Source organism: Streptomyces sp. A01 (assembly GCF_059026195.1).
In genome coordinates this window covers 214,688-227,530 of the sequence record NZ_JBWLKN010000005.1, presented here as the reverse complement: position 1 = coordinate 227,530, position 12,843 = coordinate 214,688, and the positions used below count along the sequence as shown (strand labels likewise).

Below are 12,843 nucleotides of genomic sequence, written 5' to 3'. Positions count from 1 at the left end.
AGTTAGTCCCTTTTGTCGGGGAAAGTCGCAGCTCCGACTCGTTCCAGCTCCGTGGCGCGCTCCCGGTCGAGCATCCGCCGGAAGGGCCCGGACGTACCGGCCAGTTCCGCGTACGTCCCACGCTGGGCGACCCGGCCCTGGTCCAGCACGATCACCTCATCGACCGCGTCAAGGCCCACCAGCCGGTGTGTGATGAGCACGGTCGTGCGGCCCTCGGTCACCGCCAGCAGATCGCGCGTCAGCGCGTCCGCCGTCGGCAGATCCAAGTGCTCGGCGGGCTCATCGAGCACCAGCACAGGGAAGTCGGCCAGCAGGGCGCGAGCGAGCGCGAGCCGCTGGCGCTGTCCGCCGGAGAGCCGCGCGCCGTGCTCGCCGACCAGCGAGTCAAGCCCACCCGGCAGGCTGTCGGCCCAGTTCAGGAGCATGGCCCCGGCCAGTGCGGCGCGCAGTTCGTCCTCGGTCGCCGAGGGCCGGGCGAGCCGCAGGTTCTCGCGGAGCGAGCTGTCGAAGATATGCGCGTCCTGCGCGCACAATCCGACGTTCCGCCGCACCTCGTCACCGGGCAGCGTCGCCGCGTCGCGACCGGCGAGGGTGTACGCGCCGGACTCGGCGTCGAGGAAGCGCAGCAGCACCTGAGCGAGTGTGGTCTTCCCCGACCCGGACGGCCCGACGACGGCGACCCGCCGCCCGGCCACCAGCTCCAGATCGAACCGGTCGAGCGCGGGCACCCGCTGCCCGGGATAGCGAGCGGTCAACTGCCGTACGAGCAGGGGGAACGGCGACGACGGCGCGGACTCCCGCCCCGCTCCCGCACCAAGACCGGCACCGGCCCCTGTACCGGCGGCATCGGGCCCCATACCGGCACGGGCACGGGCACGGGCGTCCGGTGGCGCGGGCTGATGCCCGGCTTCCGGCGTCGTCAGACTCGTCAGAGCGGCCGCGTCAGGGCGGTCCGGCCCGTGCTCGGGCGTCGTCTCCCATGGCTCACGCACCGGAAGGGGCGCGTCGAGCACGTCGTAGACCCGCTCGGCGGCGCGTCGTACGCGCTGCCGGTAGCGGACGGCGAGCGGCAGGCCCGTGACCGCCTCGAACGCGGCGAGCGGCGTCAGGATGACGACCGCGAGCCACAGCCCGTCGAGCCGTCCGTCCTGAACGGCCCGCACCCCGGCCCAGGCGGCGGCGGACACCGTCATGCCGCAGCTCAGCGCGGTCAGCCCGGCGCCGACCGCACCGGCCAGTGCGGCACGCCGGTCGATGCTCGTCAGCAGCCCGTCCGCGCGCCGCAGGGCGGCGGCGCGCTCCGGCAGCGCGCCCGCCACAGTGAGCTCGGCCGCGCCTGTCAGCAGATCGACGACCTGGACGGACAACGCGCCGCGCGCGGGCGCCAGTCGCCGTTCGGTACGGTGCGCCAGCGCGGCGGACACCACGGGCACCCCCACCCCGGCAAGCAGCAGCCCCACGGCGAGCAGCACGCCCGCTTCCGGCAGCAGCCACGCCGTGAACGCGACCGAAGCGGCACCCACCAGCACGGCGGAGCCCACCGGGAGCAGCCAGCGCAGGAAGTAGTCCTGCAACGCGTCGACGTCGGCGACCAGCCGGGACAGCAGATCACCGCGTCGGCGCTCGCGGAGCCCGGCGGGCGCGAGCCGCTCCAGCCGCCGGTACACGGCGACCCGCAGATCGGCCAGTACGCGCAAGGCGGCATCATGCGAGACGAGCCGTTCCGCGTACCGGAAGACGGCGCGGCCGATGCCGAACGCCCGGGTCGCCGTCACCGCGACCATCAGATAGAGGACGGGCGGCTCCTGGGAGGCGCGCGAGATCAGCCAGCCGGAGACGGCCATCAGGCCGACGGCGCTGCCGAGAGCGAGGCTGCCCAGCAGCAGCGCGAGCGCGAACCGCCCACGCCGGGCCCGGCCCGCCTCCCGTACGACAGCGAGCGCCCCACCGCCCCGGCCACCACCGACGTCCTCCTCCCCGGCGCGCCCGGACAGGCCCGGAGACGACGAAACGGGAGACGACGAAACCGAAGGCGACGAAACCGAAGCAGGCGAAACCGAAGCAGGCGATACGGCAGGCGTTCGGGCAGACGCAAGGACAGGCGTACGGGCGGGCGCGGGCTCCGGGCCCGGTCGAGAGGAGGCAGGAGTGAGCTCGACCGTGCGGTCGGCGACCGCGAGGAGCGCCGGGCGGTGCACGACCAGCAGCACGGTCCGGCCGACGGAAAGCCGCCGTACCGCGTCCACGACGACCGCTTCCGTCTCGCCGTCCAGGTTCGCCGTGGGTTCGTCCAGCAGCAGCACCGGGCGGTCGGCGAGGAACGCCCGTGCCAGCGCGAGGCGTTGCCGCTGCCCCGCCGACAAGCCCGCCCCGTCTTCGCCGAGCACGGTGTGCACGCCATCCGGCAGCCCGGCGACGAAGCTCTCCGCACCCGCTTCCCGCAGCGCGTCACGTACCGCCGCTTCGTCGGCGTCGGGACGTGCGAGCCGTACGTTCTCGGCGATGGACCCGGCGAACAGATAGGGCCGTTGCGGAACCCACGCGATCTGCTCCCGCCAGCGGCGCCACCCCGCCTCGGAGAGTGTGCCGAGGTCGATGCCGCCGACGAGCACCCGCCCCTGGACCAGTCCGGCACTCGGCTTCCGGTCGGCACTCGGCTCCTGGTCCGCGCCCGGCCCCCGGTCCGCGCCGCCGGCGCCGGGCAGCCCCGGCGCCTTGGCGTCGACCGCCCCCTGTCCCGTGCCGACGAACCCCAGCACCGCGTTGATCAGCGTCGTCTTGCCCACCCCGCTCGGGCCGACGATGGCCACGGTCTCGCCGGGTTCGACGACGAGGGAGGTCTCGGCGAGCGAGGGCTCGGCGCGGCCCGGATGCCGCACCGTCAGCCGGTCCACGACAAGCGCGGCCCCCCGGGCCTCCGGCCCCGCACCGGCATCCCCCGCACCGGCACCCGCGCCCGGCCCCACCTCCACACCACCGCCAACAGCACCAGCACCAGCACCACCGCCAGCAGCAGATCCACGGTCACTAGCAGACCCACCAACAGCGCCAGCCCCAGCGGCTTCCCCGCCCCCACCGGCCTCAAGGACTGCGAAGACCTCGTCCGCCGCCGCCAGTCCCTCCGCCGCCGCGTGGTACTGCGCGCCCACCTGGCGCAGCGGCAGATACGCCTCCGGCGCCAGGATGAGCACGACCAGCCCCGCGTACAGGTCCATGTCGCCGTGTACGAGCCGCATGCCGATGCCGACCGCGACCAGGGCGACCGAGAGCGTCGCCAGCAGCTCCAGCGCGAACGACGACAGGAAGGCGATCCGCAGGGTCTTCAGCGTCGCGCGCCGGTAGTCGGCCGTGATCGTACGGATCGACTCGGCCTGCGCCTTGGCCCGGCCGAAGACCTTGAGTGTCGGCAGCCCGGCGACGACGTCGAGGAAGTGGCCGGAGAGCCGGGCCAGCATGCGCCACTGCCGGTCCATGCGGTGCTGCGTCGCCCAGCCGATCAGCATCATGAAGATGGGGATCAGCGGCAGCGTGACGACGATGATCAGCGCCGACACCCAGTCCTCGGTGACGATCCGGGCGAGGACGGCGACCGGAACGACGACCGCCAGCCCCAACTGCGGCAGATAGCGGGCGAAGTAGTCGTCCAAGGCGTCGATGCCGCGCGTGGCGAGCGTCGTCAGCTCACCCGTGCGCTGCGTACTCAGCCAGTTCGGGCCCAGCCGGGCCGCGTGCGCCAGCAGCCGCACCCGCAGCTCGGACTTGACCTGCGCACTCGCCCGGTGCGCGGCGAGTTCGGTCAGTGCGGCCACCGCCGCCCGGCCGACCGCCACGGCCGCGAGCAGCGCCAGCGTCCCGGACAGCTCGCCGACGCCCTCGCCTCGCTGGAACGCGCCCACCACGATGTCGGCGATGAGCATGGCCTGGGCGATGACCAGACCGGCTCCGATGAGTCCGAGGACCACCGAAGCGACCAGGAACAGGCGCGTGGCGCGGGCGTACCTGAGAAGGCGCGGGTCGATTGGTTTCACGTGAAACGTCCGTCCGGGTCAGCGCCGAGAGGGTCGCGACGTCATCAGTGCGCGTCGGCCGGGATGTGCTGAGTGCCGATCCGCTGCCGGAACACCCAGTAGGTCCAGGCTTGGTATGCCAGCACCACGGGCGTCATGACACCCGCGATCCACGTCATGATCTTCAGCGTGTACGGGCTGGAGGCGGCGTTCTCGGCCGTCAGGCTCCACCGGGGGTCCAGCGACGACGTCATGACGTCCGGGAACAGGGCCAGGAAGAGCATCGCGACGGATGCCGCGATCGTCACCCCGGACAGGGCGAACGCCCAGCCCTCGCGGCCCCGGCCGTTCATGACCAGCGCCAGGGCCAGCGCGACCACCGCGATGATCATCGCGACCAGGCTGCCGGTGCCCCCGGTGTCCGCTTGGGTCCACAGCAGGAAGCCCACGGCGAGCGCCGCCGCTCCGAGGCCGAGCCACCCGGCCAGCCGCCGGGCCCTGGTCCGGATGTCGCCGACCGTCTTGAGCGCGGCGAAGACCGCGCCGTGGAAGGTGAAGAGGACCAGCGTGAGCAGGCCACCGAGCAGCGCGTACGGGTTGAGCAGGTCCAGCAGGTCGCCCGCGTAGTTCTTGTCGGAGCCGATCGGCACACCGCGCACCATGTTGGCGAAGACCATGCCCCACAGGAAGGCGGGCAGCAGCGAGCACCAGAAGATCGCCTGCTCCCAGTTGCGCTGCCAGCTCTCCTCGCTGCGCTTGTGGCGGTACTCGAAGGCGACGCCGCGCACGATCAGCGAGACGAGGATGGCCAGAAGGGGCAGATAGAAGCCGCTGAACAGGGTCGCGTACCAGTCGGGGAAGGCCGCGAAGGTCGCTCCGGCAGCCGTCAGCAGCCAGACCTCGTTGCCGTCCCAGACGGGGCCGATCGTGTTGATCAGGACCCGGCGTTCGGTCCGGTCGCGGGCGAGCAGCCTGGTGAGGACGCCGATACCGAAGTCGAATCCTTCGAGGAAGAAGTAGCCGATCCACAGGACGGCGATCAGCGAGAACCAGAAGTCGTGGAGTTGCATGGTCGTGTCTCCTTTCCCGCGGGTCGTCAGTAAGCGAAGGTCATCGGCTTGTCGGCCTCTTCGGCCGCCCCGGCGCCACCCGTGTCCGTCGGGCCGCCCGATCCGCCGCCTGAGGGGAAGCGGAGCTTCGGGTCCTTCGCGGGTGGCTGCTCGTCGATGTCGGGCCCGGCCTTCGCGTACTTCGTGAGCAGCCTCACCTCGATCACCGCGAGCACCCCGTACAGCAGCGTGAAGACGCCCATGGAGATCAGCACCTCGGTCTGGCTGACGCCGGGGGAGACCGCGTCCTCGGTCTTCATCAGCCCGTAGACCACCCAGGGCTGGCGGCCCATCTCGGTGAAGATCCAGCCGAAGGAGTTGGCGATCATCGGGAAGCCCATGGTGAGGATGCCGACGCGCCACGCCCACTTGGTGAGGAAGGGGCTCAGCTCGCGGTCCTTGGTGAGCATCAGCCGGGGGACCTCGTTCTCCCCGGTCCGCTTGCCGGGCGCGACCCACAGCTTCTTGCGGGTCGTCCACAGGCCCACGACTCCGGCGGCGAAGGACGTCATGCCGAACCCGATCATGAGACGGAATCCCCAGAACGTCATGAAGATGCTGGGGATGTAGTCGTCGGGTTCGCCGCCGTAGCGGGCCGCTTCCTGCTTGGCGATGTCGTTGATGCCGGGGACGGACTCGGAGAAGTTGTCATGGGCCAGGAAGGACAGGATTCCGGGGACGCTCAGCTCGACGCTGTTGTGGCCGTCGCTGACGTCACCGATGGCGAAGACCGAGAAGGGCGCGGGTGCCTCGGTCTCCCACAGCGCTTCGGCGGCCGCCATCTTCATCGGCTGCTGCTCGAACATCACCTTGCCGAGCTGGTCACCGCTGAGCGCGGTGCCCAGGCCGGCGATCACCGCGACGACCAGGCCGAGGCGCAGCGAGGTGCGCATGACGCCGACCTGCCGGCGCTGCTTGGCGGGCAGTTCCTCGCCCCTGTCCTCCGCGCGCTTGGCCCGCCAGAGGTGGTACGAGGCGATCCCGACGACGAGGGCGGCGCCGGTGAGGAAGGCGGCGATGAGGGTGTGGACGACGACGACCATGGTGGTGTTCTGCGTGAGCACCGCCCAGATGTCGGTGAGCTGGGCCTTCCCCGTGGACTTGTCGATGGTGTAGCCGACGGGGTGCTGCATCCAGGAGTTCGCGGCGAGGATGAAGTACGCGGAGAGGGTGGTTCCGATCGCGACGACCCAGATGCAGGCGCAGTGGATCTTTTTCGGCAGCTTGTCCCAGCCGAAGATCCACAGCCCGATGAAGGTCGATTCGAAGAAGAAGGCGATCAGCGCCTCCATCGCGAGCGGCGCGCCGAAGACATCACCGACGAACCGCGAGTAGTCGGACCAGTTCATGCCGAACTGGAACTCCTGCACGATGCCGGTCACGACACCCATCGCGATGTTGATCAGGAAGAGCTTTCCCCAGAACTTCGTCGCGTGGAAGTACTTCTCCTTGCCCGTACGGACCCAGGCGGTCTCCAGACCGGCCGTGAACGCCGCGAGGCTGATGGTGAGCGGGACGAAGAGGTAGTGGTAGACGGTCGTGATGCCGAACTGCCATCGCGCCAGGGTCTCCGGAGCCAGAGCCAGGTCCACGTCGAGGTCTCCTTGCCGTCTTACTCAGCCGCGTCCCCGCCGCGATCCGCCCCATTGATCACGATGAAACCGGGACGTAACGACCGACTTTGTGAACGCGTTCACATTCACAAGCAATTATGCCGCACACGCATTCGCCCCTTCCCACCGGGGGGTGGAAAGGGGCGATGGGCACCTCTGAACAGCGCTGGAGCACGGCACAGAGCACAGCGACGGAGCGGGAGCCGCGCACCGCGTCCGCCCCCGTCCTGACCGGCTCGCGACGCGGGCCCTCCCGGCTCACGCCCCGGGCGTACCGGCACCCACCGCGGCTCGCCGCTGCGGCCACACCCGGCTACCCCGGTTACAGCTCCTTGCGGAAGGCCGCCGCAGCCTGCAGGAAGAGATCGTTGGCCTCGGTCTCGCCGATCGTCACGCGCACCCCGTCCCCCTGGAACGGCCGCACGACCACGCCACCGCGCTCACACACCGCCGCGAAGTCCAGCGCGCGGTCGCCGACCCGCAGCCAGACGAAGTTCCCCTGCGACTCCGGCAGCGTCCAGCCCTGGGCCGTCAGCGCCTCGTACACCCGTGCCCGCTCCACGATCAGCGCGTCCACCCGCACCTTCAGCGCGTCCTCGCTGCGCAGCGACGCGATAGCCGCCTCCTGTGCCACCTGCGTCACGCCGAAGGGCACCGCCGTCTTGCGCAGCGCGGCGGCGACCGGCGCGTGCCCGATCGCGAATCCGACGCGCAGCCCCGCCAGCCCGTACGCCTTGGAGAAGGTGCGCAGCACGCACACGTTCGGCCGGTCCCGGTACAGCTCGATCCCGTCAGGGACGTCCGCGTCGGCGATGAACTCCCGGTACGCCTCGTCCAGGACGATCAGGATGTCCGAGGGCACCTGGTCCAGGAAGCTCTCCAGCTCGGCACGCCGTACGACGGTACCGGTGGGGTTGTTGGGGTTGCAGACGAAGATCAGCCGGGTCCGTTCGGTGACGGCGGCGAGCATCGCGTCCAGATCGTGGGCGTCGTCCGCCGTCAGCGGCACCGGAACCGACGTCGCGCCCGAGACCTGGGTGATGATCGGGTACGCCTCGAACGACCGCCACGGGAAGATCACCTCGTCGCCGGGGCCGGCCGTCGACTGGACCAGCTGCTGCGCGATGCCGACCGACCCGGTGCCGGTGGCCAGGTGCTCGACCGGCACGTCAAAGCGGGCCGCGAGCTCGGCCATCAGCCCCGTACAGGCCAGGTCGGGGTATCGATTGAGGGAACCGGCCGCGCGCACGGCCTCCTCCAACACGCCGGGCAGCGGCGGGTACGGGTTCTCGTTCGAGGACAGCTTGTAGGCGGGGGCCCCGTCCTGGCGGCCGGAGGCGGGCTTGCCTGGCTTGTAGGTCGGGATGCCATCCAGCACAGCACGCAACTTGGGGCTCTTCTCAGACACCGCAGGTCCTCCTTGACCGTCCCGGGCACAGCAGTCACAGCAACAGACAGCAACAGCCTCAGCAATACTGCACACCTTATGAGGATTCCCCCACCTGCCGTAAAGAGCAGGGGGGGAGCGTTCTTCGTTCCGGCGCGCGCTGGTGGCGAGCGCCGTGGCGCGCATCACCCGTGAAGGTGAGTTGAGACCTCTCCGAAACATAGGGCAATCAACAGGCACAAAGCGGTAACGAGTAAGCACAGTGCCGCCAAAATCTCCAACTACCTTTGTTTCCAAGGCAGTTGGGGGCAATCTCTCATGCAGAATCGTGCCTGTTGGCAGTCGATTACCGATTCCTCCGAACGCACCCCACGAGCCCTACTATCGGCTCGCCATGACAGCAGCAGGGAAGCACCAGGTGAGCCGGTCGACCGGCCGCCGGTTGGGGCGGGCGGGCATCCGGGATGTGGCCGCCGCAGCCGGGGTCTCGATCACGACTGTCTCCGACGCGCTCAACGGCAAGGGACGGTTACCGGATGCCACCCGCCGCCACGTCCGCGAGGTCGCCGACAGGCTGGGGTACCGCCCCTCCGCCGCGGCCCGCACGCTCCGTACCGGCAAGTCAGGTCTCATCGGCCTGACCGTGACCACATACGGGGATGAACCTTTCACCTTCACCGAATTCGCTTATTTCGCCGAGATGGCACGCGCGGCCACCTCCGCCGCACTGGCCCGCGGCTACGCCCTCGTCATCCTGCCCGCCACCTCGCGCCACGACGTGTGGTCGAACGTGGCCCTGGACGGCACCGTCGTCATCGACCCCTCCGACCATGACCCGGTCGTGGCCGAGCTCGTCCGGCACGGCATTCCCGTCGTCTCCGACGGCCGCCCCGCCGGGACGCTGCCCGTCACCGCCTGGGTGGACAACGACCACCAGGCGGCGGTGCGCGGGCTGCTCGACCACCTCGCCGAGGCGGGCGCGCGCCGCATCGGGCTCCTCACGGGCACCACCACCGACACCTACACCCGGCTGTCCACCTCCGCGTATCTCTCCTGGTGCGAACGTGTCGGCCAGGACCCGGTCTACGAGGAGTACCCGGCGCATGATCCGTGTGCGGGGGCCGTCGCCGCCGACCGGCTGCTGGCGAGACCCGACCGGCCCGATGCCGTATACGGCCTGTTCGACCCCAACGGCACCGACCTGCTCGCCGCCGCCCGCCGCTACGGCCTGCGCGTACCAGACGATCTTCTCCTCGTGTGCTGCAGCGAGTCCACCGTGTACGCCACAACCGACCCACCCATCACCACGCTCTCCCTCAAACCCCGCCGGATCGGCACCGCCGTCATTCAGCTCCTCATCGACGCCATCGAGGGACTCGACGCCGGTGGCCCGGTGGAACAGGTCATACCGACCGAGCTGATCGTGCGGACCTCATCGCAGCGGCGGCCGCCGCGTACGACGGTGAGCGCACCGCGCGCTCCGGCGGGGGAGTAGGAATCCTCCGCGGAGGGCATCCGGGGACGTAGCTGATCCGGCGGGGAGCGAGCGGCCCCGCCGGAAACGGCGTTCCTACGGAGGAGTGAATCGTTCCGCCGGGCAGGGATTCAGCCTGGTGGGGAGGTATCGGGCCGATTCTAACCGGCCAATTCGGGAGAAATGCCCGGCGAACCGAGCGCGCGGCCCATTTGGCGACCCCTGGTGCGTCACAACCCTCGACGGTCATTCCTATGATGGGCGGACGACACCGCGGGCCGCCGTCGACCAGGGCAAGGTCCAAAAGGTGCACGGCGGCGCGATGGTGGAGGGGTCGATGACTCAGGGGGCCGGTCTGGGACCCACGGCACGGACCACGGCTTCGCAGCAGGATGCGGAGCACGACGCCCGGCGCGAGCAGGGCGAAGCGCTGTCCTCGCCCACCCAGGTGCCGCCCGCTCCCCCAGCCGCGTCCACCGCCATGTCCCGGTCCACCGCGGACACCGTCACCCTCAACCACCGGGCCGACGCCCCCACGTCGTACGGCACCGGGACCGCCTCGGCGCACGCCCGGTCCGCCGCCGGGCAGGTGCCCGCCGGGTCACCGCGCCACCCGCTGACGCCGCCGCCGGTGACGCCGCCCGGCCCCACGCCCCCGGTCCCCACCGCGGCCACCCGGCCGGAACAGCCCGCCTCGGGCCAGCGCTCGCCTCAGACCTACGCGCCGCAGCAGCGCACTCCGCGGCAGTTCACCCCCGAGGGCGCGCCGCGCGACGCGTACACGAGCGAGTACGCGACCGGCCACCCGGCCGACGGCTCCCCCGGCGCCGGTCCGACGACGAGCGGCGGGCACGGCACCACCGCTGACAGCCCCACCGGTCACGGCACCACCAGTCACAGCGCAGCCGGTCACAACACGCCCGGTCACAGCATGGCCAGTCACAACACAGCCGGTCACGACCCCGCCGCCCGGACCGCCACCACCACCGGCACCAGCCCAGCCATCGGCGTACGCCCCGGCAGCGGCAGCGCGCCGACCGTCTCAGGGACGGGGTACGGCGGGACGCCCCCGCAGCACGAGGAGCCCGCCGAGTACACCCCGACCCAGCGCGACCTGCCCGTCGTCACCCCTGGCGTGGGACCGGGCAGCACCATCACCGACCTGTCCACCGTCGCCTTCGCCGAGCCCGCCGAGCCCGGCCCCGCGGTCGCACCCGCCCCGGACGGCCACGACGGCCTCGGCCCGCTCTACATCGTCGGCGACGTCCACGGCTACCTGGACGAGCTGCGCGGGGCACTGGCCGAGCAGGGACTGATCGACGCCGAGGGCGACTGGGCCGCCGGCAACGCCCGGCTGTGGTTCCTCGGCGACTTCACCGACCGCGGTCCCGACGGCATCGGCGTCATCGACCTGGTCATGCAGCTCTCCGCGCAGGCCGCCGCGGCCGGCGGCTACTGCAAGGCCCTGATGGGCAATCACGAGCTGCTGCTGATCGGCGCCAAGCGGTTCGGCGACACGCCCGTCCAGTCCGGCGCCGGCACCGCCTCCTTCCAGGCCGCCTGGCTCCTCAACGGCGGGCAGCGCACCGACATGGAGCGGCTGGAGGACCACCACCTCCAGTGGATGTCCCGGCTCGACGCGATGGCCGAGGAGGACGGCCACCTCCTCGTGCACTCCGACACCACCGCGTACCTCGAATACGGCGACTCGATCGAGGCGGTCAACGACACCGTCACCGAAACGCTCCAGCGCAGCGACGCCGACGAATGCTGGGACCTGTTCCGCAAGTTCACCAAGCGGTTCGCCTTCCGCGACGACGCCGGGTCGCAGGCCGTACGGGAACTGCTCGACGCCTACGGTGGCGAGCGCATCGTCCACGGCCACAGCCCCATCCCGTACCTGCTGGGCGAGGTCGGTACCGAGGACGCCGCCGACGACAGCGACGGCACGCCGCTCGTCAACGGCCCGCACATCTACGCCGACAGCCTCGCCATCGCCATGGACGGCGGGGTCACGATGGCTGGAAAGCTGCTGGTAGTGCAGTTCCCCTTGATTGGCTGAGAGCTGAGTGGGCAGACGCCAGAGTGGGTAGGAAGTTCCACCCGCACGGGGCGAATTCGGCAAACACACTGTCACCTCGTGCCGGTCCGGCTCTACCATCGGTTTATCCGTAGCAGGCTCTCCTCCGTTTCCGCCCGTGACCGGTGACAGCCGGCATCAAGGCCCTACGGAGCATCGGGGGATGCACATGAACAGCGCTCCACACCTGCTCACCGAGGATCGCCCGGACTTCGAGCGCATTCTCGACGAGGCGCTGCGCACCGCAGATCAGCACCCTGGCCTGGACAAACTGGGTCAGCGACTCAACGCAGTACAACTGCGCACGATGGCGCTCAGCGCGGCGACCGCCATATCCGCGTGCGCTTCCGCCGAATACGAGAAGTACGTAGAGGCGCGTGACGAACTGCGCACGCCTCCTTCCTCCGCACGGCCCGAGGAGGACGAGGGCGAGTCCGGTTCCAGCACGGTCACCTTCGCCACAGCGGTGGGAGAGGTCGCCGAGACATCGGGTGCGGGGCTTGTCGCCGTGCTCTCGGTGCTGGCACCGGTGCTCGCCGGTGCCGCAGCGGCGATCTTCCTCATCGTCGGTTATCTCCTGCGGCTGGTCGCCCCGGACGCGTCCGTCGGCGGCCCGCTGGTCACAGCCGGTTGGGTGTTCGCGGCCTGCACGGCCGCCGGCATCCTGATCGGCGCGGTCGGACTGCTGCTCACCGCGCTGCGCAACAGCGCCAGCGACGGGACCGGGCGGCATGCCGACGCGCTCACCGCGGAGGTGAGCCGCGCCAGGGAAGCCTGGCAGCAGGCTCTGCTTCAGCGGGGTGTGCTGCCCTTCCTCCGCGAGGCGCTGGCCGACCCGGACGCCGGTCCGGCTCCCTCGGTCCCGTCGGCGCCCCCGTCCTCGTCGCCCTACCGTCCCAGGCGGCCCGGCTCAGTGAGCCGTACGCCCAACCTGGGTTACAGCAGGCCGGGCTTCACCAGCCCGGACGGCGATTCGGAGGCGGCGACCAGGCCGCGCTACAGCAGCCCGGACTTCACCAGCCCGGACTTCGGTGGCTCGGATCATCAATCGAAGTAGCGCGCCGGGGCGGACGGTGGCGGCGCGCGCCGCCTCCCATCCGCCCCGCTGACTCACCGGCAGGCCGCACCGGCCGGCTCGACGACCAGGACGGCGAGCGGAGCGTTGAGCCCTGC

The 12,843-nt window shown here is 70.9% G+C and carries 7 protein-coding genes; 3 read left to right on the top strand and 4 right to left on the bottom strand.

The annotated features are described in order from the left end of the window. Positions 1 to 2: 2 nt before the first annotated feature. The 4 genes from cydD to hisC form a co-directional block, all read right to left on the bottom strand. Positions 3 to 4,028, bottom strand: a complete 4,026-nt coding sequence (cydD, locus tag AC5P1B_RS08870; protein ID WP_493886035.1) for a thiol reductant ABC exporter subunit CydD — start codon at positions 4,026 to 4,028, stop codon at positions 3 to 5. Positions 4,029 to 4,072: 44 nt separating this feature from the next. Then, positions 4,073 to 5,077: a cytochrome d ubiquinol oxidase subunit II gene (cydB, locus tag AC5P1B_RS08865; RefSeq protein WP_493886034.1), complete on the bottom strand. Its 1,005-nt coding sequence runs from the start codon at positions 5,075 to 5,077 to the stop codon at positions 4,073 to 4,075. A 26-nt stretch (positions 5,078 to 5,103) separates the two neighbouring features. Continuing rightward, positions 5,104 to 6,708 carry a cytochrome ubiquinol oxidase subunit I gene (locus tag AC5P1B_RS08860; protein WP_493886033.1) on the bottom strand — a complete coding sequence of 535 codons (1,605 nt, stop codon included), beginning with the start codon at positions 6,706 to 6,708 and terminating at the stop codon, positions 5,104 to 5,106. A 343-nt stretch (positions 6,709 to 7,051) separates the two neighbouring features. After that, positions 7,052 to 8,137, bottom strand: a complete 1,086-nt coding sequence (hisC, locus tag AC5P1B_RS08855) for a histidinol-phosphate transaminase (protein ID WP_493886032.1) — start codon at positions 8,135 to 8,137, stop codon at positions 7,052 to 7,054. 373 nt (positions 8,138 to 8,510) lie between these two features. Between hisC and AC5P1B_RS08850 the strand changes: the two genes are divergently transcribed. From AC5P1B_RS08850 to AC5P1B_RS08840, 3 genes are all read left to right on the top strand, one after another. Beyond that, a complete protein-coding gene (locus AC5P1B_RS08850; protein ID WP_493886031.1) occupies positions 8,511 to 9,611 on the top strand; it encodes a LacI family DNA-binding transcriptional regulator in 1,101 nt (366 codons plus the stop codon). A 910-nt stretch (positions 9,612 to 10,521) separates the two neighbouring features. Continuing rightward, on the top strand, positions 10,522 to 11,652 hold the full coding sequence (locus AC5P1B_RS08845) for a metallophosphoesterase (protein WP_493886193.1): 1,131 nt from the start codon (positions 10,522 to 10,524) through the stop codon (positions 11,650 to 11,652). A gap of 181 nt (positions 11,653 to 11,833) precedes the next feature. After that, positions 11,834 to 12,727: a hypothetical protein gene (locus AC5P1B_RS08840; RefSeq protein WP_493886030.1), complete on the top strand. Its 894-nt coding sequence runs from the start codon at positions 11,834 to 11,836 to the stop codon at positions 12,725 to 12,727. Positions 12,728 to 12,843: the final 116 nt, after the last annotated feature.

What these genes read in the sequence shown, in the direction of transcription:
- cydB (WP_493886034.1), bottom strand. Translation starts at nt 5,077, where the DNA reads ATGCAACTCCACGACTTCTGGTTCTCGCTGATCGCCGTCCTGTGGATC.
- AC5P1B_RS08850 (WP_493886031.1), top strand. Translation starts at nt 8,511, where the DNA reads ATGACAGCAGCAGGGAAGCACCAGGTGAGCCGGTCGACCGGCCGCCGG.
- AC5P1B_RS08845 (WP_493886193.1), top strand. Translation starts at nt 10,522, where the DNA reads ATGGCCAGTCACAACACAGCCGGTCACGACCCCGCCGCCCGGACCGCC.
- AC5P1B_RS08840 (WP_493886030.1), top strand. Translation starts at nt 11,834, where the DNA reads ATGCACATGAACAGCGCTCCACACCTGCTCACCGAGGATCGCCCGGAC.